21 protein-coding genes are annotated in these 23,855 nt (G+C 73.0%); 8 read left to right on the forward strand and 13 right to left on the reverse strand.

The features are described 5' to 3' along the window. Positions 1–28 precede the first annotated feature (28 nt). From MKK55_RS04875 to MKK55_RS04885, 3 genes are all read left to right on the forward strand, one after another. The gene (locus MKK55_RS04875) at positions 29–1,279 is read left to right on the forward strand and encodes an MFS transporter (protein WP_243933561.1); all 1,251 of its coding nucleotides are present in this window, start codon (positions 29–31) and stop codon (positions 1,277–1,279) included. A 22-nt stretch (positions 1,280–1,301) separates the two neighbouring features. Further along, entirely contained in the window at positions 1,302–2,126 is an 825-nt protein-coding gene (locus MKK55_RS04880; RefSeq protein WP_147844577.1) for an EamA family transporter, read from the forward strand. A gap of 63 nt (positions 2,127–2,189) precedes the next feature. Beyond that, positions 2,190–2,615, forward strand: a complete 426-nt coding sequence (locus MKK55_RS04885; protein ID WP_147729667.1) for a GFA family protein — start codon at positions 2,190–2,192, stop codon at positions 2,613–2,615. A gap of 26 nt (positions 2,616–2,641) precedes the next feature. Here the strand turns inward: MKK55_RS04885 and MKK55_RS04890 are convergent, their stop codons facing one another. Together MKK55_RS04890 and MKK55_RS04895 are read right to left on the reverse strand one after the other, a co-directional pair. Continuing rightward, entirely contained in the window at positions 2,642–3,199 is a 558-nt protein-coding gene (locus tag MKK55_RS04890) for a metallophosphoesterase (protein WP_147844576.1), read from the reverse strand. 121 nt (positions 3,200–3,320) lie between these two features. Beyond that, on the reverse strand, positions 3,321–4,031 hold the full coding sequence (locus tag MKK55_RS04895; protein ID WP_147844590.1) for a sigma-70 family RNA polymerase sigma factor: 711 nt from the start codon (positions 4,029–4,031) through the stop codon (positions 3,321–3,323). Between the two features lie 325 nt (positions 4,032–4,356). Between MKK55_RS04895 and MKK55_RS04900 the strand changes: the two genes are divergently transcribed. Then, positions 4,357–4,677, forward strand: a complete 321-nt coding sequence (locus tag MKK55_RS04900) for a hypothetical protein (RefSeq protein ID WP_187274904.1) — start codon at positions 4,357–4,359, stop codon at positions 4,675–4,677. Positions 4,678–4,840: 163 nt separating this feature from the next. Beyond that, positions 4,841–6,559, forward strand: a complete 1,719-nt coding sequence (locus MKK55_RS04905; protein WP_243933562.1) for a thiamine pyrophosphate-binding protein — start codon at positions 4,841–4,843, stop codon at positions 6,557–6,559. Between the two features lie 26 nt (positions 6,560–6,585). On the opposite strand, the gene MKK55_RS04910 is transcribed toward MKK55_RS04905, so the two are convergent. The 8 genes from MKK55_RS04910 to MKK55_RS04945 form a co-directional block, all read right to left on the reverse strand. After that, entirely contained in the window at positions 6,586–7,515 is a 930-nt protein-coding gene (locus MKK55_RS04910; RefSeq protein ID WP_147728234.1) for a DMT family transporter, read from the reverse strand. A 43-nt stretch (positions 7,516–7,558) separates the two neighbouring features. Continuing rightward, the gene (locus tag MKK55_RS04915; protein ID WP_243933563.1) at positions 7,559–8,812 is read right to left on the reverse strand and encodes an arsenic transporter; all 1,254 of its coding nucleotides are present in this window, start codon (positions 8,810–8,812) and stop codon (positions 7,559–7,561) included. Between the two features lie 78 nt (positions 8,813–8,890). Continuing rightward, a complete protein-coding gene (locus tag MKK55_RS04920; RefSeq protein ID WP_243933564.1) occupies positions 8,891–10,213 on the reverse strand; it encodes a metallophosphoesterase family protein in 1,323 nt (440 codons plus the stop codon). Positions 10,214–10,232: 19 nt separating this feature from the next. Then, on the reverse strand, positions 10,233–11,507 hold the full coding sequence (locus MKK55_RS04925) for an MFS transporter (protein ID WP_147728237.1): 1,275 nt from the start codon (positions 11,505–11,507) through the stop codon (positions 10,233–10,235). A 143-nt stretch (positions 11,508–11,650) separates the two neighbouring features. After that, positions 11,651–12,082 carry a hypothetical protein gene (locus MKK55_RS04930; protein WP_243933565.1) on the reverse strand — a complete coding sequence of 144 codons (432 nt, stop codon included), beginning with the start codon at positions 12,080–12,082 and terminating at the stop codon, positions 11,651–11,653. Between the two features lie 29 nt (positions 12,083–12,111). Beyond that, complete coding sequence (locus tag MKK55_RS04935; RefSeq protein WP_243933566.1) at positions 12,112–12,777, reverse strand: hypothetical protein; 666 nt, start codon at positions 12,775–12,777, stop codon at positions 12,112–12,114. Positions 12,778–12,873: 96 nt separating this feature from the next. Then, positions 12,874–14,265: a sigma-54-dependent transcriptional regulator gene (locus MKK55_RS04940; RefSeq protein WP_243933567.1), complete on the reverse strand. Its 1,392-nt coding sequence runs from the start codon at positions 14,263–14,265 to the stop codon at positions 12,874–12,876. Between the two features lie 7 nt (positions 14,266–14,272). Next, positions 14,273–15,757 carry a sensor histidine kinase gene (locus MKK55_RS04945; protein ID WP_243933568.1) on the reverse strand — a complete coding sequence of 495 codons (1,485 nt, stop codon included), beginning with the start codon at positions 15,755–15,757 and terminating at the stop codon, positions 14,273–14,275. 280 nt (positions 15,758–16,037) lie between these two features. On the opposite strand from MKK55_RS04945, the gene MKK55_RS04950 reads away from it, so the two are divergent. After that, on the forward strand, positions 16,038–17,036 hold the full coding sequence (locus tag MKK55_RS04950; protein WP_147729638.1) for a bifunctional riboflavin kinase/FAD synthetase: 999 nt from the start codon (positions 16,038–16,040) through the stop codon (positions 17,034–17,036). A 6-nt stretch (positions 17,037–17,042) separates the two neighbouring features. Here MKK55_RS04950 and MKK55_RS04955 read toward each other — a convergent pair whose 3' ends face one another. The 3 genes from MKK55_RS04955 to MKK55_RS04965 all read right to left on the reverse strand — a co-directional run bounded on the left by MKK55_RS04955 (position 17,043) and on the right by MKK55_RS04965 (position 19,746). Next, positions 17,043–17,816, reverse strand: coding sequence for an anti-sigma factor family protein (locus MKK55_RS04955; protein ID WP_147843668.1), 774 nt, complete (start codon positions 17,814–17,816; stop codon positions 17,043–17,045). Positions 17,817–17,864: 48 nt separating this feature from the next. After that, the gene (locus MKK55_RS04960; protein ID WP_147843667.1) at positions 17,865–18,506 is read right to left on the reverse strand and encodes a sigma-70 family RNA polymerase sigma factor; all 642 of its coding nucleotides are present in this window, start codon (positions 18,504–18,506) and stop codon (positions 17,865–17,867) included. Positions 18,507–18,603: 97 nt separating this feature from the next. Further along, entirely contained in the window at positions 18,604–19,746 is a 1,143-nt protein-coding gene (locus MKK55_RS04965) for a patatin-like phospholipase family protein (RefSeq protein ID WP_147729027.1), read from the reverse strand. Between the two features lie 444 nt (positions 19,747–20,190). Between MKK55_RS04965 and ispG the strand changes: the two genes are divergently transcribed. Then, the gene (gene ispG / locus MKK55_RS04970; RefSeq protein WP_147729028.1) at positions 20,191–21,510 is read left to right on the forward strand and encodes a flavodoxin-dependent (E)-4-hydroxy-3-methylbut-2-enyl-diphosphate synthase; all 1,320 of its coding nucleotides are present in this window, start codon (positions 20,191–20,193) and stop codon (positions 21,508–21,510) included. A gap of 300 nt (positions 21,511–21,810) precedes the next feature. Continuing rightward, positions 21,811–23,808, forward strand: a complete 1,998-nt coding sequence (locus tag MKK55_RS04975; RefSeq protein WP_243933569.1) for a potassium transporter Kup — start codon at positions 21,811–21,813, stop codon at positions 23,806–23,808. Positions 23,809–23,855 lie beyond the last annotated feature (47 nt).

The following is a 23,855-nucleotide window of genomic DNA, read 5'->3' on the forward strand; positions in this document are numbered from 1 at the left end:
CGGCGGCGAGGACGGCATCCTGCCGGCCATGAACACGGCCAGCAACACGGACAGCCGCTCCGCGCGCCCACCGAACCTCGCCGCCCCATCCGAGCCGGCCCAGGTCGCGGAGGCGGGGCGCTCGCTCGCGGTGGTCGGCCTGAACCACGCGCTCCACGACGGCTACACCGACCTGATCTACGTGCTGCTGCCGGTGTGGCAGGCGGAGTTCGGCCTCGGCTACGTCGCGCTGGCCGTGCTGCGCTCGCTCTACGTCGGCGCGCTGGCCGGGCTGCAGATGCCGGCCACCGCCGTCGCCCGCCGGCTCGGCCTGCGCACCGTGCTCGTGCTCGGGACGCTGCTCGGCGCGGCCGGCTACGCTCTCGCCGGCGCGTCGGGCGGCCTCGTCACCCTGTGCCTCGCCCTCGCCCTCTCGGGGGCCGGCAGCAGCACGCAGCACCCGCTCGCCTCGGCGGTCATCGCCCGGGCGTATGGAAAGGCCGCGCGCGGGCCGCTCGGCACCTACAACTTCACCGGCGACCTCGGGAAGGCGGCGCTGCCGCCCCTCGTCGGCTTCCTCCTCCTCCGCGCCGAATGGCGCGCCGTGCTGTGGATCGTCGCCGGCCTCGGTGCCGCGGTCGCGATCGCCGTCGCCGTCCTGCTGCCGCGTGAGCCGGCGTCGCGCGAAGCCGAGCCGGGCGAGCCGCGGGCGACCCCGGCCGGCGGGGCGCGGGAGGGCCGGGCCGGGTTCGGGCTGCTGGTGGCGATCGGCATGCTCGACAACGCGGCGCGGCCGGCCTTCCTCATCTACCTGCCGTTCCTGCTCCAGGCGAAGGGGGCAGCGCTCGCGACCGTCGGGATCGCGTTCGCCCTCGTCGCGGTCGGCGGCGCGCTGGGCAAGGCGGCGTTCGGCCGTCTCGGCGCCCGCTTTGGCGTGACGCCGAGCGTGATCGTCACCGAGGCCGGGACGGCGGCAGCGATCCTCGCCGTCGTCGCCCTGCCGCTCGCGCCTGCCATCGCCGTGCTGCCGCTGCTCGGCCTGCTGCTGAACGGCACCTCCTCCGTCCTCTACGGCACGGTGCCGGAGCTCGCGCCGGGCGGGCGCGTCGAGCGCGCCTTCGCCGTGTTCTACACCTGCACCCTCGGCTTCAGCGCGCTGGCGACGCCCCTGCTCTACGGGCCGCTCGGCGATGCGGTCGGGCCCGGCTGGGCGGCGATGGCGGCCGCGGCGACGGCGTTCGCCGTGATCCCGCTGATGCTCGCCCTGTCGCCCCGGCTCGCGCCGGCGCGGCGGTCGTGACGCCGATGCCCGGCGACCGCGCATGACCCCGCTCGTCCTCGCCTGCGTCGTCGGCGCCGCGATCCTCCATGCCGGCTGGAACGCGGTGCTGCGCGGCGGCAGCGACCGGCTGTGGTCGATGACCCTGATGATGATCGCCGTCGCCGCCGTCTCGGCGGTCGCGGTCGCGCTCCTGCCGTGGCCGGACGCGGCGAGCTGGCCCTACGTGATCGCCTCCGCGCTGATCCACACCGCCTACAACCTCTCCCTGGTGCGGACCTATCGCTCGGGCGACCTCGGGCAGACCTACCCGATCTCGCGCGGCTCCTCGCCCGTCCTCGTCGCCCTCGGCGCCGCGGTGTTCGCGCACGAGACGCCCGGCGCGGTCGCCGTCCTCGGCATCGTCCTGGTCTCGGGCGGCATCCTATCCCTCGCCTTCCAGGGGCGGATGCGGGCGGACTTCGTCCCGGCCGCGCTCACCACCGGATCGCTGATCGGGGCCTACACCGTCGTCGACGGCATCGGGGTGCGGCTGTCGGGGAACAGCCTGTCCTACGCGGCGAGCATGTTCCTGCTGTGGAGCCTGACCATGCCGCCGCTCTACTGGGCGATGCGCGGGACGCCGCCGGCCTATACCGGCGCGCAGACCGCGATGGCGCTCGCCGGCGGCCTGGTCTCGCTGCTCGCCTACGGCATCGTGATCTGGGCGATGCAGTCCGACGCGATGGGGGCGGTCTCGGCCCTGCGCGAGACCAGCGTGGTCTACGCCGCCCTCATCGGACGGCTCTTTCTCGGCGAGGAACTGAGCCCGCGGCGGATCGCGTCCTGCCTCGCCGTCGCCCTCGGCGCGGCATGCCTGGCGTGGTGATCCGGCCGGGGCGGACCACCGAGGCCGCGGCGCGCGTGATCGGGAGTGGACGACGGAGGCGACATGGCGAACGACACGACGACCCTGACGGGCCGGTGCCATTGCGGCGCGGTCCGGTTCTCGGCGACGCTCGGCGACGGCTTCCGGTCGATCCGCCGCTGCACCTGCTCCTATTGCCGGATGCGCGGCGCCGTCGTCGCGATGGCGGCGATGGGCGGGGTCGAGATCCTGGAGGGCGAGGCGGCGCTGACGCGCTACCGCTTCCACACCGGCACGGCGCAGCACTTCTTCTGCGCGCGCTGCGGGGTCTACACCCATCACCAGCGCCGGTCCGACCGGACCCTGTACGCGGTCAACGTCGCCTGCCTCGACGGGGTCAGCCCGTTCGATTTCGCGGAGGTTCCGGTGATGGACGGGATCAACCACACCAGCGACACCGGCCAGCCGACCCGGCGCGCGGGCACGCTGCGCTTCGTCCCGGCCGATTGACGCCGGCGGGCCGGCGCAGGCGCGTCTCAGCGCAGGCCGCGGATCGCCATCTCCTCGGGCGCCTGTTCGGCGGCGTCCTGGCGGGCGAGCACCTCGGCGAGGTCGACCGGTCGGTAATCCTGCGCGTCGACGCCGACATCGCAGGATCGGCTGGTGTCGGGCAGGCAGGCGTGGGTGTGGCCGTAGAGGTGCCGGGTCTCGCGCCAGAAGCCCGGCCACGAGCGATGCGGGTAGTGCGACAGGAACAGGCGCTGCGGGCGGCCGGCGGCATCCATCACGCTGATGCGGGCGCTGTCGACCGGCGGCTCGGCCCAGGGCAGGTCGAGCACGCGGTTGGTGTCGTGGTTGCCGCGCACCAGCCGCTTCACGCCGTTCAGCCGCCGGAAGATCGCGGCGCAATGCGCGCGGCTCGCCTCGGCGGCGAAGTCGCCGAGGTGCCAGACCTCGTCGTCGGCGCCGACGCGCGCGTTCCAGCGCGCGACCAGCGCCTCGTCGTGGTCCTCGACCGACCCGAAGGCGCTGCGCCGGCGCCGGACGAGGTCGGCATCGCCGAAATGCGTGTCGGCCGTGAAGTAGGTCGCCATGGATCCTGGGTCGCTCGAGCCCGGCTGGACGGTCGCCGAGACCCGAAGTGGCGCCCCGCGCGGCCGCCGCCACCCGACGCGGCATTGGACCGCTCTCCGGGCGGCCGGGCGCCGCCGCGCGTCAGGGGGCGTGACGCGGCGGCGGCTCCCGCTCGAGCCCGAGCAGGCCGGCGAGCTGGCCCCGCGCCCGGCTGACCCGGCTCTTCACCGTGCCGACCTGGCATTGCAGCCGGACCGCCGCCTCCTCGTAGGTCAGGCCCTCGGCCCCGACGAGGAGCAGCGCCTCCCGCTGCGTCGCCGGCAGCGTCTCCATCACCGCGTAGAGCCGCTTCAGGGTGACGACGTCCTCCTGATCGGGCACGGCGGTGAGCTTGCCGGCCTGGACCCCGTCCGCATCCTCGACCTCGCGCTTGCGCTTGCGGATCTCGGTGTAGAACTGGTTGCGCATGATCGTGAACAGCCACGCGACCAGGTTCGAGCCCGGCTGGAACCGGTGCTGGTTCATCCACGCCTTCATCAGCGTTTCCTGGACCAGGTCGTCGGTCCGGCTCATGTCGCCGACGAGCGAGAACGCGAAGGTGCGCAAAGCCGGAAGCACCGCCATCAGGTCGTCGCGGAACGCCGTGGTCGGCGTCTCGCCGCGGCTCGCCAGCACCGCCTCGAAGCGGCGCACCAGCACGAGGAGCGGTTCCGGCAGGGCATCGCAGGTCGGCAGGGCAAAGTAGGCGCGCAGCTCGCCGCCGAGATGGTTGCGGACCGCGGCCGCGACGTCGACCTCGTTCAGCTCGGTCTCGAAGGTTTCGTCCCGACCGTTGGAGATGGCGTGCGTCATGCCGATGGAGCGTCCCAAGGTTCTTACGGTCAAGCTCTTTTGAGCCAGTCTAAGGTAATTGCATATTAAATTCTGAGCCGGTGATGAACGGGGCGCGATCGCGAGCGACTTCAGAAATCGTTGCCTCGGCAAGCAACGCCCCATCCTTCGGAATCACCGTGCCGCGCATCACGGGCTCAGGCAATCGCGCCCGGATGCTGAGCTTCGCGGATCACGGGACCGTGCGACCCGAATGCGCTGCCTGAAGGTCGGAACCGATACCATCGCGTCCGATTTCCTCACGGGCAACCTTCTCGCACGGGGAAGGTTGAGGTATCTATTCGTCATGCCTCGCTTGGTTTCCTATCGCATTCACGACCGGGACGACGGCCTGTTCGACGCCGTCGCCACGCTCGCACCCGACAAGACGTATCGGCGCGAGGGCTTCGCCTCGCTGGCCGAGGTCGAGGACTGGATCGACGGGCTGCGGATCCTGATGGCCGCGATCGGCGCACCGCTCGTGCGGGCGCAGCACGCCACCGGTCTCGACGAGGCCGCCGCCCTTCGTCCGGACGGCGACGCACCCGAGGCGGATTCGCGCTCGGCCCGCGCCCGCCTGCTTCGCTTCCGCGATGCGGTGTCCGGCGCCGACGACGCGACGGACTGACAGGGCCGCCCCGCGCGGCAGGGCCTCGAACGGAGGCCGAGCATGTTCGCGACGGCCTCGTCTCCCGCCGCCGCGCGCAGGCTGCGGCCTTGCCTTCGACGCCCGGCGAACCAGACTTCCCCGCGCGAGGGCGACCGCTCCGGTCCGCACGAGGAAACCGCCGATGGCCCGACCCCGAACCGGCGCGCGCGTGCTCGTCGACCAGCTCCTGGCGCAGGGCGTCGGGCGCCTGACCTGCGTCCCCGGCGAGAGCTACCTCGCAGTGCTCGACGCGCTCTACGACACGGACGTCGACGTGCTGGTCTGCCGGCAGGAGGGCGGGGCCGCGATGATGGCCGAGGCGGCGGGCAAGCTCACCGGCCGGCCGGGCATCTGCTTCGTCACCCGCGGCCCCGGCGCCACCAACGCCGCATCCGGCCTGCACGTGGCGCAGCAGGACTCGACGCCGATGATCCTGTTCGTCGGCCAGGTCGCCCGCGCGATGCGGGACCGCGACGCGTTCCAGGAGATCGACTACCGCGCGATGTTCGGCACCGTGGCCAAGTGGGTGGTCGAGATCGACGACGCCGCGCGCATCCCCGAGCTCGTGGCCCGCGCCTTCCGGACGGCGATGCAGGGGCGCCCCGGCCCGGTGGTGGTGGCGCTGCCGGAGGACATGCTCGACGACGCGGTCGCGGTCGCCGATGCGGGGCCCGTCGAGCCGGCGGAGCCCGCACCCCGCCCGGAGGACGTGTCCGACCTGCGCCGGAGGCTCGACGGCGCGCAAAGCCCGATCGTCCTCGTCGGCGGCTCGCGCTGGAACGAGGCCGCGCGCGACGACCTCGTCGCCGTCGCCGAGGCCGAGGACCTGCCGGTGGCGACCTCGTTCCGGCGCGCCCACCTTTTCCCGGCCGACCATCCGCACTACGCCGGCGAACTCGGCATCGGCCCGAACCCGGCCCTCGTCGCCCGCATCCGCGCGGCCGACCTGCTGGTGATGATCGGCGGCCGGCTCTCGGAGATGCCGGCGCAGTCCTATCGCCTGCTCGGCATCCCCGATCCCGGCCTGCCGCTGGTCCACGCCCACCCGGACGCGAACGAACTCGGCCGGGTCTACCAGCCGGCCCTGGCGATCCAGGCCGCGCCCGGCCCGCTGCTCGCGGCGCTCCGGGCATCGCCGCCGGCCGTCGCGGCGCGGCGTGGACGCGCGGTCGCGGCGCATGCGAGCTACCGCGACTGGTCGGAGCGACCGGCGGCGACGCCCGGCGCCTTCCAGTACGGCGAGGCGGTGACCTTCCTGCGCGGGCGGCTGCCGGCCGACGCGATCCTCTGCAACGGGGCGGGCAACTTCGCCACCTGGATCCATCGCTACTACCGGTTCCGGGATTTCCGAACCCAGCTCGCGCCGACCTCGGGCTCGATGGGCTACGGCGTGCCCGCCGCGATCATGGCCAAGCGCACGCACCCCGAGCGCATCGTGGTCGCGCTCGCGGGCGACGGCGACCTGCTGATGACCGGCCAGGAATTCGCGACCGCCGTGCAATACGCGATTCCGATCGTCGTCGTGGTGCTCGACAACGGCATGTACGGCACCATCCGCATGCATCAGGAGCGCGAATATCCCGGCCGCGTCTCCGGCACGCGGCTGCGCAACCCGGATTTCGCGGCGCTGGCCCGCGCCTATGGCGGCCACGGCGAGCGCGTGGAGCGGACGGAGGACTTCGCGCCGGCCTTCGAGCGGGCGCTCGCCTCCGGGCTGCCGGCGATGCTGCACTGCCTCGTCGCCCCGCAGGCGCTGACGCCGACCCAGACCCTCGACGCGATCCGTGCCGGCGCGGTCGCGCAAGGCAAGGGCAAAGGCACGGGTCCCGACACGGGCAGCGAGGGCCCGGACGACGTTTGACGCGCCGTCCGCCGGGGGCCGCATCGTCAGAAGATCGAGATCAGCAGGATGCCGGCCACCATCAGCGCGGCGCCGCCGAGCCGCGCCGGGCCGGCCTTGACCTGCTTCATGCCGACCCAGCCGAAATGGTCGAGCGCCACCGAGGTCAGCAGGTTGGCGGTGATCAAGAGGCCGTTGAAGGCGCCGGCGCCGACCGTGTCGACGAACAGCAGGCCGCCGAACACCGCCACCGCGCCGGTGATGCCGGCGAGCGGCATCCACCAGCGCACGCCCTTCACGTCCTCGCGGGTCGGGAGCGGCGTCGGCCGCACCAGGAACACCAGCGCGAACACGAAGACGACGGGCAGGAACGAGACGGTCGCCGCGAGCCAGGGGTTCACCAGGGCGCCGCGCAGCTGGGAGTTCCACACCACGCCCACCGCCTGCAGGATGCCCGCGACGACGATGAATGGGTAGAGCAGCTTCGGGTTGAGGCCGTGGCCCTCGTCCTTCTCCCCGCCCGTGTCGGCGGTGGTGCGGGCGATGAAGAAGACGCCGACGGCCATCAGCAGGCCGCCGAGCCACGGCATCGGCTTGAAGCCGCCGCCCTGCAGCCCGAACAGGCCGAACGCATCCATCGCCAGCGAGGCCAGGATGTTGGCCGTCAGCGTCAGGCCGTTGAACGGCCCGGCGCCGACCTTGTCGATGAAGGCGAGGCCGCCGAACACCGCGACCGCGCCCGCGACGCCGCCGAGCGGGGCGTACCAGGGCATCTTGCCCAGCGTCTCCAGGGTCGGGAGCGGCACCGGCATGATGAAGAACAACGTCGCGAACACGAACACGATCGGGGCGAACGACACCGTCGCCGCCAGCCACGGGTTCACCAGCCGCCCCCGCAGCTGGGCGTTCATGGAGTTGCCGAGCGCCTGGAGGGCGCCGGCGACGAGGATGAAGGGATAGAGCAGGGCGGCGTTCACGGGGGGATCTCCGATCCGAAGGGCTGAGGGCTTGGCCGAGGCGTCAGACGAGGAGCAGGCCGGCGAGCGCCAGCGCCAGCGCCGGCGGCATCACCAGCAGGCCGAGCTTGAGGAAGCGCCAGAAGCCGACATCCTCGCCCTCGCGCCGGATCGCGGTGAGCCAGAGGATCGTGGCGAGCGAGCCGGTGACCGAGAGGTTCGGTCCGAGGTCGACGCCGATCAGGATCGCGGCGGCGATGGTCTTGGAGACGGCCGCGGCATGGACCGCGGCGCCGGCGAGGAGGCCCGCCGGCAGGTTGTTGACGAGGTTGGAGCCGACGGCGACGGCGACGCCCGAGCCCCAGGCGGTGCCGGCCGGGTCGGCCTGGGCGTAGGCCTTGAGCTGGTCGGCGATCATCTTGAGCACGCCGGACTTCTCCAGCGCCTCAACCAGGACGAACAGGCCGGCGACCAGCGGCAGCACGCTCCACGACACGTCCTTCACCACCGCGACGAGGCCGCTGCGCTTGATCGCGAGGACGACGAGGGTGGTGGCCAGCCCCGCGATGAAGGTCGGCAGGCCGAGCTCGATCCCGGCCGCCGACGACCCGATCAGCGCAGCCGCGGTGGCGACGATGCCGGCGCCCGCGACCTTGCCGCCGAGCCCGAGCGACGCGGCCTCGACGTCGGTCGCGATCGCCTGGCGCTTCAGCGTGCCGTTCTGCGTGACGCGCAGGACGAGGTAGGTGGCGACGATGGCCAGCACCGAGGGCAGGCCGAAGGTCGCGAGCCATTCCCCCAGCGGCGGCATGTGGTCGGCGAACACGACGAGGTTGGCCGGGTTCGAGATCGGCAGCACGAAGCTCGCCGCGTTGGCGATGAAGGCGCAGATGAACAGGTAGGGCAGCGGGTTCTCGACCTTCGCCGCCTTGGTCGCGGCGTAGACGGCCGGCGTCAGCACCACGGCGCAGGCGTCGTTCGAGAGGAACACCGTCACCACCGTGCCGACGACGTAGACCAGCAGGAACAGCCGCGTGGCCGAGCCCTTGGCCATCCGCACCGCGATCGTCGCGAGCCAGTCGAACAGGCCCTCCTTCCGCGCGATCTCGGCAAGCAGCATCATGCCGATCAGTAACAGGTAGACGTCGGTCCCCTTGGCGACGCCGTCGAGCGCGTCGTGCCACGGCAGCAGCCCGAGGACGACGAGGAGGACGGCCCCGAGCGCCGCCCAGATCGCCTCCGGCCATCCGAACGGCCGCAGGATCACGCCGAGCGTCGCGGCGCCCGCGATCCCCCAGGTCGCGAGGTTGGGTGTCATGGCCAGTCCAGCAATCACGTCTTGCATCCCCCGGCGCCCCGCGGGGCGCGTGTCGTCCTGAAATCCTGGGTCAGGCGCTCACCACTTGCGCCCGGCCCGGTTGGGCCCGAGCTGGTCGCCGCGCACGCCCTTCTGGAGCCAGCGGCCGACATTCGGCACGTCGCTGCCGGGCTTGCCCGGGATCGCGGGCACGAAGCCGGGCTCGTCGAAGGCGACGACCGGCTCGATCACGTCGGTGTCGACGAAGTCGGGCCCGTGGCCGGACCAGTCCTCGTGCACCGCCTCGACCTGGATGCTGCGCGCGTCCCGCGGCCAGGCCAGCCACGCCGCGTAGGTGCGCCCGCCCGCGTGCGCCATGCGGACCCATGGCCCTGTCCCGACGCGGGCATGCACGTAGCGCGGCGGCGCGTCGGAGAGCACCACGGCGCGGACCGCGATCCGCCCGCGCGCGTCGGCGACCATGCCGGAGGTCTCGGGCGTCGCCGGCCGCGCGGCGACGCGCCGGTCGGCCGGGCTGGTGATCAGCACGAACGGCCACGGGCGGTCGAGCGCCTTGAAGCGCCAGCTCGTGACCGGGCCGTCGATCGCCGCGACCGCGTAGCCGACCGAGCCGTCCTCGTTCTGCCCGACCGAGCGCGCCGCGGCGTAGAGGGTGCGCCCGTCATGGGCGAGCTCGTTGTAGTGGGTGTGGCCCATCTCCACGAGGCGCACGCCCGTGGCCCGGAACAGGCCGGCGACGTCGAGGCGGTCGTCGGGCTCGCGCAGGTCGTCGGGGTAGGCGTGCATGAACACCGCGACGGGAACGCCGTCCTCGGCCGCCTTGGTCAGCGCCGCGCTCAGCCACTGCGTCTGGTCGGGCCCCAGGCGGAAATCGAGGCCGATGCCCTTCCGGCCGTAGCCCGGGCTGACGATGTCGACGAACAGGCAGCGGACGCCCTGAAAATCCTCGCACGCGCAGAAATGCGGGATCTCGGCCGGCGGCCAGGTCTCCTCGGGCGACCCCACCGGCGGCTGGTCCAGCGTCCACACCGTCGGAGCCGGCAGGCCCCGCGACGCGACCAGTCCGGCGTGGAACGCCTGGAAGTCGGCCATCGCCCCCTGCTGCCGGTCGTGGTCGCCGGGAATCAGGCGCACCGGCAGGTGCGGATGCCGGGCGAGGGCGTCGGCGAGGATCGCGTACTCGCAGGCCCAGCCGTTCTCGGCGAGGTCGCCGGGCAGGTAGACGAAGTCGAGCAGGTGCTGCGGCGCGATCGCCGCGATCTGGTCGAGGATCGCGCGGAAGTCGGCGGCGTTGCGCGCGCCGGGCTTCGTCAGGTGCAGGTCGCCGACGTGCAGGAACACCAGCGGTTCGCCGGTCAGCGTCCCGCGCTCGGCGGCGGTCGGCATGGAGGCGTCGGACATTGCGGGTGGGTCCGTCCGATCAAGCGGTCGCGGGCATCGCGGCCGGCAGGCCGCCGTCCGGGCGGCCTCCGATCGCGGTCGCGTCGCGGGTCTCGGGCATCAGCGCGAGGTAGAGGACGAAGCCGAGCCCGGCGGTCGCCGCGAGCGCCAGGAACGCGGCCGAGTAGCCCGCCGAGACGATGATCAACCCGGCGAAGGTGGCGCTGAACGCGGCACCGAGCCCCTGCGCCGTCGCCACCGCCCCCTGCGCGGCGTTGAAGCGGCCGCCGCCGCGGGTGAGGTCGGCCACCACCACCGGGAACAGCGCGCCGTAGACGCCGGCACCGACGCCGTCGAGCAGCTGGACGCCGACGAGCCAGAACGGGTTGTCCGACAGCGTGTAGAGCACGCCGCGCAGGGCCAGAACGCCGAAGGCCGCGAGGAAGATCGGCTTGCGCCCGATCGCGTCGGCCTTGGCACCGACGAACATCGCCACCGGCACCATCACGCATTGCGCGGCGACGATGCAGACCGCGATCAGCGAGGTCGCGTGGTCCTTGCCCGACAGGTGCGTCAGCAGCTGCCCGACCGAGGTCAGCATCGCCGCGTTCGAGAGGTGGAACAGCGCGCACAGGCCGGCGAACAGCACCAGCGGCTTGTTCTTCAGCAGGGTGGCGAAGCCCGACGGCGCGTCCTCCTCGGCGACGTCCTGTTCCTTGGTCATGCCGCGGGCGAGGTCGTCGTCGATGGCTCGCGCCGGCACCAAGAGCATCGCGCCGATGGAGCAGACGGCGAGCGCCCCCATCAGCCAGAACACCACGACGGGCCCGAAGAAGTAGGCGAGCCCGCCGGCGAGCGCGGCGGAGACGGCGTTGCCGGCGTGGTTGAAGCCCTCGTTGCGGCCGATCCGCCGCGAGAACATTTTTGGGCCGACGATCCCGAGGGTGATGGCGGCGAGCGCCGGCGGGAAGATCGCCCCGGCGACGCCGGCGACCGATTGCGTCGCGGCGACGAGGTAGAAGTTGCCGATGAACGGCAGCGCGAGGCAGCTCGCCGTCACCGCCAGGGCGGCAGCGATCACCACGGCGCGCTTGGCGTTGGTGCCGTCGATCAACATCCCGGCCGGCGTCTGCGCGATCAGCCCGGCGATGCCCGCGATCGTCATGATCAGGCCCGTCGTCGCCTCGTTCCAGCCCTGGTCGGGCCCGCGCACGGCGATCAGGTAGATCGCGAGATAGGGCCCGAGGCCGTCGCGCACGTCGGCGAGGAAGAAGTTGAGGGCGTCGAGCCCGCGCAGGGTCTTCGCCGACGGCATCGAACCGGCCGTGCCGTCCCTCGCCCCCGCCTGTGTCGTGCTCACGTCGTCGCCCTCGCTGGTCGGGTGGCCGGGCGGATCGCCTCCGCTCGGCCGGGTGCTCAAGTCGTTGATCGCGCCTGTGTTCCGCCGCCCGGCTGCGATCAGGCCGCCTCGGCCGTCGCCGGCTTCGGCTTGCGGACGGTGCCGTCGTGGTCGACGTGCAGCCGGACGGCCTGCCCGTCCTTCTCGGCCGGCACGTCGAAGTGCTTCGGCCGCCGCTCCGGCTCGCCGGTCACGCGGTAGCCGGCGGCCTCCGCGGCGGCGATCGCCGCGGCCGGATCCGCATCCGAACCCGCAGCCTTCGCCGGCCACGTCACCGCGTGCACCGTGCCGTCGGCGGCGGTGAGGCGCGCGACCTTGATCTCCGACGGCTTGCGCTCGCCCTCCACCGTCACGGCATCGCCGACGCGGAGCGCGATGCCCTCGGCCCCCTTCGGCCCGAGGTCGGCGAGGTGTCGCCCGTCGGCGCCTTCGATGGCGAAGCGGTGCCCGAAGATGGCCCAGACGGTTCCGGTGGCGTTCGTCGTCGTCATGATCGTCTCTCTGAGGGGTGGTGGGTCGGTCAGCGCGGCGGCGCGGCGTCCGGTGGCGGCGGAGGGGCGTCCGGCGGCGGGGGCCGCCCCGGATCGATCTCGGTCATCGCGCCGGTGGCGGCGGCGATGGCGTGCGCCTCGATCACGGTGCCCAGCGCGCTCCGGGCGAGAACCCCGCGGACGGTCAGGGCGCGCCCGGCCCGGAGCTCGGCGTTCCAGCGTTCGGCCTCGCGCGGCGGTATCCGCACCTGCGTGCCGTCCGCGAGCAGCACCCCGTTGATCTCGCCGCGCTTGCCGTGCAGCGGCATGGCCACGCGCCCGGTCACCGTCGTCTCGCTGCGGTCGCGCCCGGGCGGCCCGAGGTCGATCACCGTCGCCCCGGTCGCGTCGTTGCGGATCATCGTCCCGTCGACCAGCGGCAGCGCGCGGGCCTTCAGTCCGTGGATGGTGACGGCATCCCCGGGGCGCACCGCGAAGGCCAGCTGCACGCTGAGATGGGGCGGCGCCTTCACCTCGGTGCCGTCGGTGAGGATCAGGCCGTCGATGTCGCCGCGTGGCGTCAGCGTGTACTGCCGCACCGTTCCGCGTGTCTCGGGCAGGCCGGCGGGATCGAACGCCGTCTGCGCCGCGGCGCTCGCTGCCGAGAGGGCGAGCGCCGCGATGGCCGGGAGGAGAGCCGTCTTCCGATGCCGCACGACGCCTCCCTGTCCCGATCGGATCACGGGAAGGCCATGGCACCGTCCGTGCCATCGACAAAACGCTTACGGATCAGATGGTTGCCTCGGCAACGGTCAAGCTTGATCGTCCGGATTCGCGACAGCGACCGTCGTGAGATCGGACAGGCGCGCGCCGTCGGCCGGCGCGCCGAGGCCGTAGCGCTCGATCTTGGTGTAGAGCAGCTGGCGCTGGATGCCGAGGCGCCGGGCGGCCGCGGTGCGGTTGCCGCCGGACGCCTCCAGGGCCGCTGCGATCATCGCCGCCTCGAGCCGCGCCACGGCGCCGGGCAGGTCGCCGGCGAGCCAGTCGACCGGCTCGGCCCTGCGGGCGGCGGCGGGCAGGTCGAGGTCGGGCGCGTCGATCGCGTCGCCCCGCACCAGCACGCCGGCGCGCTCGATCACGTTGCGCAGCTCGCGGACGTTGCCTGGCCAGGCATGCCCGAGCAGCCTCGCGGCGGCCGCCGCCGTCAGCCGCTTCCCCCCGAGCCCGGCGCCGGCCAGGAAATGCTCGGCGAGCGGCAGGATGTCGGCGAGGCGCTCGCGCAGGGGCGGCAGCGCGATCGGGACGACGTTGAGGCGGTAGTACAGGTCCTCGCGGAACGTGCCGGCGGCGACCATCCCCGGCAGGTCGCGGTGCGTCGCGGCGACCACCCGCACCGCGACGGCGACCGGGCGCCCGCCGACCGGCGCCACGACCTTGTCCTGGATCACCCGCAGGATCTTGGCCTGCATCTCGCGCGGCATGTCGCCGATCTCGTCGAGGAACAGGGTTCCCCCGTTCGCCTCGCGGAACGCGCCGGTTCGGTCCGTCACCGCGCCGCTGAACGCCCCGCGGACATGGCCGAACAGCTCGCTCTCGAGGAGGTCGCGGGGGATCGCGGCGCAGTTGACCGGGACGAAGGCGCCGGAGCGGTGCTTCGCGTAGGTGTGGAGCGCGCGCGCCACCAGCTCCTTGCCGGTGCCGGTCTCGCCCTGGATCAGGATCGTCGCATCGCTGTCGGCGGCGAGCCCGATGGTCTTCTGCACCCGCCGCATCCCGGCGCTCGACCCGACGAGGCCGTCGCCGGCGCCCGGCTCGCCGGCCGCGGCCGAGGGGATCGCCGGCCGGTCGAGCATCGCGGACAGCACCGCCGCGAGGTCGGCGCGGCCGACGGGCTTCGTCAGGTGGTCGTGCGCGCCCAGCCGCATCGCCTCGATGGTGTTGCCGGCATTAGCGTAGGCCGTGAGCACGGTCACCGGCGGCGGGCTGTCCTGCGCGCGGATGCGGGCGAGCACCGCCATGCCGTCGAGGTCGCCCGGCATGCGCAGGTCGAGCAGGATCGCGGCGACCCCCGGCTCGGCCGCCAGCCGCGACAGGGCCTCGCGGCCCGAGGCCGCCACCAGGGGCCGGTGGCCGAGATCGGCGATGGTCTCGGCGAGGCTCTCGGCCAGGGCCGCGTCGTCGTCGACGATGAGGATCAGAGCCATATCGCCATCAGAGCCAGGGCAGGTCGATCTCGAAGGTGGCGCCCACGGTCGATTCGACGAGCCGCACCTCGCCGTCATGCGCGCGGGCGATCTCGCGCACGATCGCGAGGCCGAGGCCGGTGCCGTCGGGACGTCCGGTGGCGAAGGGCTCGAACGGCTCGGCCCGGATCGCGTCGGGGACGCCCGGCCCGGTATCGGAGACGGTGAGGAGCAGGCGCGCGCCGCGAGCGTCGCCGATGCGCGCGGCGGCGAGCCGGACGAGGCCGCCCTCGGGCACGTGCTGGAGCGCATTGAGCACGAGGTTGTCCAGCGCCCGGGCGATCTGGCCGGCATCGATCGAGACCCGGGCGCCGGCCGGCAGCCCGTCGGTCTCGACCGCGAGCCGCACGCTCTGCTCGCGGGCCAGATCCTCGTGCAGGCGGGCGCTGGCCTCGAGCAGGGCGGCGACGTCGGCGGGCGCACGCACGGGCGGCCGCGCCTGCGTCAGGCCGAGGAGGTCCGAGAGCAGCCCGTCGATGCGGGCGACCTGCTCCAGCACGGTCTCGATCGCGCCGCGGGCGCGGGCCGGATCGCCGCTCGCCAGGGCGTTCTCGGCCTTGAGGCGCATCGCCGAGAGCGGGTTGCGGATCTCGTGGGCGACGCTCGCCGAGAGCCGCCCGACCGCCGCGAGCTTCTCGGCCGCCACCGCCCGTCCCTGCGCCTCGCGCAGGCGCGCGCTCGCCGCGTTCAGCGCGTCGACGAGGCGGTCGAGCTCCGGCTCGCCGGTCGGCGCGAGGTCGGGCAGGTCGCCGCGCTCGGAGCGCGGCGCGGCGAGCTGCGCCTTGAGCCGGGCGATGTGGCCGGAGAAGCCGTAGAGGAAGCGCCCGAGGAACAGCGCCGAGCCGAGCACGGTCGCCGCGAGGAAGGCGAAGCCGGCAAGCAGCTGGCGGTAGGCCGGGCCGTGATCGGTCTGGATCCGCGCCATGGTCCAGGCCGTCGCGCCGACGATCGGGCCGCGCAGGGGGCAGGCCTGGAGCAGCAAGGCCTGCGTCCGGCTCGGGCGGCGGAGCGCCACGGGCCGCTCGGTGCGCAGCGCGTCGGCGTTGATCTGCGCGATGCTGTCGCGCTCGGCCGCCGGCAGGTCGGTCTTCGGCCCGGTGCCCTCGTAGGTCGGGAAGGCGTAGGCGACCGAGCCGTCGGACGCGGTCCAGATCCCGCCCTCGACGCCGGGCGAACGGGCGAGCGCCACGCTCACCGCATCGGCGAGGTCGGCGCGCAGGGCGGCGTCGACCGCGCGCGTGGACGGCATCGCGCCGGCGACGAAGGCGGTGCGGTCGACGATCTCGCGGCAGGCGCGGGCGACCGCGACCTCGGCCTGGCCGACCTGCACGTCGGCCGACTGGCTGTAGAACGCGAACAGCAGGTAGGCGGTGGCCGCGGCGGAGGCGAGCAGCAGCAGCCAGAGCGCGAGCAGCCGCGCCCGCAGCGAGCGCGGCATCACCGGCCGCGCCATCGCCGGGCTCGGTCGAAACCTGGGTCGAAGCGGATCTCGCGCACCGGGCGTCTCGGCCCCTTCATCGGCAAGGCGCCACCGCCTCGGATGCTGCCGGTGGTCGCATGTTCCGGCCGGGCGACCAAGCGGGCTGAGCGGATGTCGGGTCGGGCGGGCTCGACGGTCCTGCGGAGGCCCCCCCCTCGCTTGACCGCCCCGGCGGTTTTCGACAGGGTCCGCGGCGCTGCAATCCGCGGTTCCGGCGAGGGCCGCCGCACTGGACGATCCGCAAAAGCTCCCGATGGCGTCAGGCGACGAGACGGCTCCCGAGGCGGCTCCCGGGCCCTTCACGATCTGCCGCGAGGACGAGCCGGTGCCGGCAGCGCTTCGCGGCGCCGTCGCCGGGATCGGCAATTTCGACGGGGTCCATCGCGGGCATCGCGCGCTGGTCGCGGCGGTGCGCGCCGCCGCCGACGAGACCGGGGTCCCGGCGGCGATCCTCACCTTCGAGCCGCATCCCCGAGCCTACTTCGCCCCCGACAAGCCGATGTTCCGCCTCACCGGCGTCGCCGCCCGCGAGATCGTCTTCCGGCGGCTCGGGCTCGACGGGGTGATCGTGCGCCGGTTCGACGCGGGCCTCGCCGGCACCGGGGCGCGCGACTTCGTCGATCGGCTGCTGCGCGACGACCTCGGCCTGTCGGGCGTCGTCGTCGGGCACGACTTCCATTTCGGGCGCGGGCGCGAGGGCACGCCGGCGATGCTGGCGGCCCTGTGCGCCGAGGTCGGCCTGTCGTGCCGCATCGTCGCGCCGGTGGCGCTCGGCACCGAGGCCGACCCGGTCTCGTCCAGCGCGATCCGGCGGGCGCTCGCCGAGGGCGAGGTGGCCCGCGCCAACGCGCTGCTCGGCTACCGCTGGTTCGTGATCGCCGCCGTGCGGCACGGCGACAAGCGCGGGCGCACGCTGGGCTACCCGACCGCCAACCTCGCGCTCTCGGACTGCGCCCTCGCCCACGGCATCTACGCGGTGCGCGTGCGCCTGCCCGACGGCACGATGCGGGACGGGGTGGCGAGCTACGGCCGCCGCCCGACCTTCGACGACGGCGCGCCGCTGCTCGAGGTCAACCTGTTCGGGTTCGCGGGCGACCTCTACGGGCAGGAGATCGCGGTCGAGCTCGTCGGCTTCATCCGCGGCGAGGAGCGATTCTCGAGCGCCGAGGCGCTGATCGCCCGCATGGACGTCGATTCGGCCGAGGCGCGGGCGATGCTCGCCGCCGACCGGACGCCGTCGATGCTGGACTGACCGGCGTCAGGGCGCCGAAGCGAGCGCGAGCGCGGCGTGGCGCAGGTCCTTCGCGTCGTGGCCGCCGCTGACGGCGTAGGCCGAGTCGCCGGTGGTCCAGGCCAGCGTCGCGCCGTCGCCGGCATCGGCCACCTCGGTGGCGAGCCCGGCCGCGTGCACGAGCCCGGTCGCGCGGCGCCGGGTCGCGAACAGCGAGACCTCGCCGAGCTCGCCGGCCGCGAACGCCACCTCGATCCCGGTGCCGCTGCGGGCGGGAAACACCTGCACGTCGCGCACCGTCCAGCCCTCGGGGACCGCGGGCAGCGCGATGCCGGTCGCCGCCGAGAGCCGCGCCCGGTCGTAGGCCGGCACGCCCTGCGCGCCGATGCGGACGCGGAGCTGCGCCACCTGCCGGGCCTGCTGCGCGTCGGCGACGAGCGCCGGGTCGACCGGCGAGGCGAAGGTGTCGGGCACCCCGAACTGGCCGACCTCGCTGTGCGCGAGCCAGCCCGCGCCGACCAGCACGGCGATCGCCGCCGCCCGCTTGAAGCGCGACGCGACGCGGTTCCAGCGCAGCGACCGGTCGAGGCGGCGGGCGGCGATGCGCAGGCGGTCCGGCCCGGGGCCGGGCGACGGCGCGAAGGATTCGCGCAGAGCGTCGCGGTCGTGCATCTCGGCCATCACGCGGGCCGCCACGTCGGGGTTGCCCGCCAGGTACGCCTCCACGTCGAGGCGGCGCATCACGTCGAGCTGCCCGTCGACGAAGGCGATGAGGTCGGTGTCTGCAATCGGGTCGGTCATCGCGGGTTCGTCCTGTCGTCTCGTTCGCCGTCGTCTCGCTCCGCGCCGTCAGAAGTCGCCGACGGCGCGGCGGGCAAAGGGCGCATCGCCCGGCCCCTCGGTGCGGCCGTCCCGGGTCACGAGGCGTAGGCCCGGCCGCTCGGGCGCGCGCGGTCGAGGCTCGTCGGCGCCCTTCCGCGCGGCGTTCTCCCGCGCGGCGCCCTCGCCCTCCTCGAAGGCGCGCAACGCCGCCCGGCCGCGGCCGAGGCGCGACATCAGCGTGCCGATCGGGATGCCGAGCACCGCCGCGGCGTCGGCGTAGGCCATGCCTTCGAGGGTGACGAGATGGAGGGCGGCGCGCTGCTCCTCGGGGAGCGTCAGGAAGGCGCGGCGGATCTGGGCGAGGCGCACCTGCCCCTCCTGGGCCGGCAGCGCCACCTCCTCGTGCATCTGCACCAGCACGTCGGCGTGGCGCGTCTCGACGCGCTTGCGGCGCTGGTCGTCGATGAAGACGTTGTGCAGCACCGTCATCATCCAGGTGCGTAGGTTGGTGTTGGGCCGGAGGCTGCCTTCCGCCTCCAGCGCCCGCACGAGCGTGTCGTGCACGAGGTCGTCCGCCCGCAGGGTGTCGCGGGTGAGCGAGCGCGCATAGCGCCGCAACGGCACCAGGAGGTCGACGATGTCGGGGCGCTTGGTCTTGTCGGCGATCATGAAACGCTAACGGAGCGGCGCGCGGATTTAATCCGTCCGCGCGCCGGCGTGCCCGAAGGGTCGGGTGCGCCGGCGCACGCGGCCCGGCGCGCTCGGCTTACTGGTACGCCTGCTGCAGGTCGAGCGAGCAGTCGCGGCCGATCTTCTCGTAGTTCTCGGCGAGCCAGGCCTGCGCGGCGTGGCGGCCCTTGTCGCGCAGGCGCTGGAACACGCGCCAGCGCGCGTCGAGCTTGGAGCCGGCATTGTAGGCGTCGAGCGCGTCGGTGCCGTCGATGCGGTGAACCAGCACCCGCTGGTACTGGCCCTGGCCGAGCACGCCCTCCTCGATCAGCCCGTCGACGAAGTCGATCGCGCGCAGCTCGCGCATCAGGTTGGCGTTGAAGGTGATCTCGTTCAGCCGGTCCTGGATCTCCCGCTCGGTCCGCGGGGTCTCGCGGCGCTCGACCGGGTTGATCTGCACCAGGAGGATGTCGCGGGTCACGGCGCCGCGATGCAGGGGATAGAGCGGCGGGTTGCCGAGGTAGCCGCCGTCCCAGTAGGGCACGCCGTCGATTTCGACGGCCTGGAACACGGTCGGCAGGCAGGCCGAGGCCATCAGGTGGTCGACGGTGAGGCGCTCGCGCTCGAACACCGCGAGCTTGCCGGTCCAGACGTTGGTGGCCGAGACGAAGACGCCGGCCGTGCTCGCCTCGCGCAGGCGCTCGAAATCGACCTGGGCGGCGAGCGCCTTGCGCAGCGGGTTGATGTTGAGCGGGTTCGAGACGTAGGGGCTCGGCGTCAGCACCTTCGACCAGAACTCGATCACCGGGTTGCCCTTCAGCGCGCCGAACATCCCGTGGAACAGGCTGCGCTGGCCCGGCGAGAAGTCGCCGTCGAGGCTGACCTCGCGCCAGAACCGCTCGAGCCCGGCGCGGGCGCCCTCGGGGCCGTCCTTCAGCCAGCCGTCGATCATCACCACGGCGTTCATCGCGCCGGCGCTCGCCCCGGTGACCGCCTCGAAGCCGAGGCGCCCGTCCTCGATCAGCGCGTCGAGGACGCCCCAGGTGAAGGCGCCGTGCGCGCCGCCGCCCTGCAGCGCCAGGGCGACGTTCTTCTCCGCCCGCGGCCCCGCGAGCACGTGATGCGAGGGGTGGGCGGAGGGGCGGTCGGCGATGCCGTCGGAGACAGGCCCGGGCACGGCGGTGACCGGGTTGCCGGGCTCGGGACGATCGGTGCAGGGCTGCGAAGTCGGCGTCATCATCGCCTCAACATGGATTGTTGCACTGCGGTATCAAAGGCCGCATCGCAGCATTTTCTACGGACACGGCGCCGGCGCAAGCGCGCCCGGTGCGTCGCGGTTCCGCGAATCGGCGCGGTGGACGGCGGCGCCCCGGCAAGCGCGACGCGACCGGAGCGCGCGCGAGGTCCGGGGCCGGCAAGCACGATCCCGTTGGCGGACAACGCTTATCCGAGGCGGGGTCGGCACGATCGCGCCGGGCCGTGGCCTGCGCGAACTCGACATCGCGGGGCGGATGCGACATGACACGCGCGGTGCAGACATGCATCGCCGCAGGATTGACGCGGTCCCGCGTCAATCGCAGCTAAACGATCGACCGTGCAAGCTGATGGCGTGCTGCGCGCAGCCGCCGGCCGATCGCGACGTCGCGAAACACAAGGCCTTGAACGAAGGTCCACGATGGAAGCCATGCAAGCCGCCAGCCTCGACCAGAACCCGCTCGCCGCGCAGGCCGCGGGCCTGACCGGACCGGAGATCGCCGGGCCGGCCCCGCGGCACCGCACCGTCGGGGTCCGCGTCGGCCAGGGCGAGGGCGCGGTGACCGTCGGCGGCGGCGCACCGGTCGTCGTCCAGTCGATGACCAACACCGACACCGCGGACATCGACGCCACGGTGGCGCAGGTCGCGCAGCTGGCGCGGGCCGGCTCGGAGCTGGTGCGCATCACCGTCGACCGCGACGAGGCCGCCGCCGCCGTCCCGAAGGTGCGCGAGCGCCTGGACCGCATCGGCTGCCACGTGCCGCTGGTCGGCGACTTCCACTACATCGGCCACAAGCTGCTCTCCGATCACCCGGCCTGCGCCGAGGCGCTGGCGAAGTACCGGATCAACCCGGGCAACGTCGGCTTCAAGGAGAAGAAGGACGTCCAGTTCTCGACGATCATCGAGCAGGCGATCCGCTACGGCAAGACGGTGCGCATCGGCGCGAACTGGGGCTCGCTCGACGAGGCGCTGCTCACCCACCTGATGGACGAGAACGCCCGGCTGCCCCGGCCGATCGACGCCCGCGCGGTGATGCGCGAGGCGATGGTGCAGTCGGCGCTGTCCTCGGCCGAGCGCGCCGTGGAGCTCGGCCTGCCGAAGGACCGCATCATCCTCTCCGCCAAGGTCTCGGCGGTGCAGGACCTGATCGCGGTCTACCGCGAGGTCGCGCGCCGCTCGGACTACGCGATCCACCTCGGGCTGACCGAGGCCGGCATGGGCTCGAAGGGCCTGGTCGCGGCGTCTGCCGCCATCGGCGTGCTGCTGCAGGAAGGCATCGGCGACACGATCCGCTACTCGCTGACGCCGGAGCCCGGCGGCGACCGCACCGTCGAGGTGAAGGCCAGCCAGGAACTGCTGCAGACCATGGGCTTCCGCACCTTCGTGCCGATGGTGGCGGCCTGCCCCGGCTGCGGCCGCACCACCTCGACCACGTTCCAGGAGCTCGCCCGCGACATCCAGAACTGGATCGTCACCTCGATGCCGGAGTGGAAGAAGACCTATCCGGGCGTCGAAGGCCTGAACGTCGCGGTGATGGGCTGCATCGTCAACGGCCCCGGCGAATCGAAGCATGCCGACATCGGCATCTCGCTCCCCGGCACCGGCGAGACCCCGACCGCGCCGGTCTTCATCGACGGCAAGAAGGCGATGACCTTGCGCGGCGCGACTCTGGCCAAGGACTTCGAGACGGTGGTGATCGACTACATCGAGCGCCGCTTCGGCCAGGGCGCCCGCAACGCCGCGGAGTAGCACCGCCGCGCCTCCCCCTCCCCCGCACCCAAGTCGGGCACACCCCGGCTTGGGCACATGTAAGGTGCGGGTCCCGGGCGAGCCCGAGATCGGTCGGGCGGAGGGACGCCCCGTTCCCCGAAACCTCCCTGTTCCCGCCCGCACGGGGGCGTGATAGCAGGGCGCCGAGATTCCGTGAGCGGCAGGCCCAGCGGCCGCCGTGGCCCGGCATTCGCGTTCCCGGTCGCATCCTCCGGTGGGACCCTCGATGCGCCACACCGCGAAACGCCGTGCAGGCTTGATGAGCCTCGATCGCACCCGATGACCCAACCCGTGACACCGGGCGGCACCGCCGCTCAGCCCGACGCCGCGGGCGTCCAGCCCGCCGCGGACGGCCCGGCCCTGGCCGCGCCCGGCACCGTCGTGCACCCCGCCGGCGCCGTCGACCCGGCGGAGGGCCGGGCGCACGCCGCGCCGGGCCTCTGGACGCTGGCCGTCGGCTCGGTCGGCGTGGTCTACGGCGACATCGGCACCAGCCCGCTCTACGCCTTCCGCGAGGCGCTGGTGCCGGCCCGCTACGACAACATCCTGCTGGCGGAAGAGGTGCTCGGCACCGCCTCGCTGATCCTGTGGGCGCTGTTCCTGATCGTGACGGTGAAGTACGTCGCGATCCTGCTGCGCATGGACAACAACGGCGAGGGCGGCATCCTCTCGCTGATGGCGCTGGCGCGGAAGGCGCTCGGCGGATCGCGGATCGTGTTCGCGCTGGGCCTGCTCGGCGCGGCGCTGTTCTACGGCGATGCGGTGATCACCCCGGCGATCTCGGTGCTGTCGGCGGTGGAGGGGCTGAAGCTCGTCACCCCCGCCTTCGAGGGCTCGGTACTGCCGATCACCGTGGCGATCATCCTCGCGCTGTTCCTGGTGCAGAGCCGCGGCACCAGCAAGGTCGCGGCCTTCTTCGGGCCGGTGATGGTGCTGTGGTTCCTGGCGCTGGCGCTCGCCGCGGTGCCGCACATCGTCGGAAACCTCACGGTCTTCCAGGCGCTGAACCCGTGGTACGCCGTGCATTACCTGCTCGGCCACGGCACCGGCGCCCTCGTCGCCCTCGGCGCGGTCTTCCTCGCCGTCACCGGCGCGGAGGCGCTGTTCGCCGACCTCGGCCATTTCGGCCGGCGGCCGATCCAGATCGCGTGGCTCGGCCTCGTCTTCCCGTCGCTGGCCCTGAACTATCTCGGCCAAGCGGCCCTGGTGCTGGAAAAGCCCGAGACCACCGATCCGTTCTTCCAGCTGTTTCCCGAATGGGCGCTGCTGCCGATGGTGATCCTGGCGACGCTCGCCACCGTCACCGCGAGCCAGGCGGTCATCACCGGGGCGTTCTCGCTGTCCCGGCAGGCGATCCAGCTCGGCCTGCTGCCGCGGCTCGAGATCCGCCACACCTCCGAATCGCATTCGGGGCAGATCTTCCTGCCGCAGATCAACGGCCTGCTGATGATCGGCGTCGTGGTGCTGGCGGTGGTGTTCCGCTCGTCCTCGGCCCTGGCCTCGGCCTACGGCATCGCGGTCACCGGCACGATGCTGCTCACCGCGAGCATGACCTTCCTCGTTGTCTGGCGGCTGTGGCACTGGTCGCCCGTGGCGGCGGCCGCCCTGATGCTGCCGTTCATCGTGATCGAGTTCCTGTTCCTGCTCTCGAACCTGCTCAAGGTGTTCGAGGGCGGCTACGTGCCGCTGCTGCTCGCCGCCGGCCTGATCGTGCTGATGTGGACCTGGGTGCGGGGCGTCACGATCCTGTTCAACAAGACCCGCAAGACCGACGTGCCGATCCTCGAGCTCGTCGGCATGCTGGAGAAGAGCCCGCCGCACCACGTGCGCGGCACCGCGGTGTTCCTGACGAGCGATCCCGAGATCGCGCCGGCGGCCCTCCTGCACAACCTCAAGCATAACAAGGTGCTGCACGAGAAGAACGTCATCCTCACGGTCGAGACCGTCGACACCCCCCGCGCCAACGGGCCGGACCGGGTGCGGCTGGAGCCGATCGGGCCGGGCTTCTACAAGGTCGTGATGAAGTTCGGCTACATGGAGACGCCGAACATCCCAAAAACCCTCGTGCTGCTGCGCAAGGAGGGCTTCAAGTTCGACATCATGGCGACGTCGTTCTTCCTGTCGCGCCGCTCGATCCGCCCGGCCGCCCATTCCGGGATGCCGCTGTGGCAGGACCGGATCTTCATCACGCTCGCCAAGAACGCCAACGACGCGACGGACTTCTTCCAGATCCCCACGGGCCGGGTCGTGGAGGTGGGGACGCAGGTCACGGTCTGAGGCGCCCCACTTCCAGGCCAGCCGGGATGGCGGCGCGCATCGTCGCT

The organism is Methylobacterium sp. J-059 (genome assembly GCF_022829485.1).
Classification (GTDB): Bacteria; Pseudomonadota; Alphaproteobacteria; order Rhizobiales; family Beijerinckiaceae; genus Methylobacterium.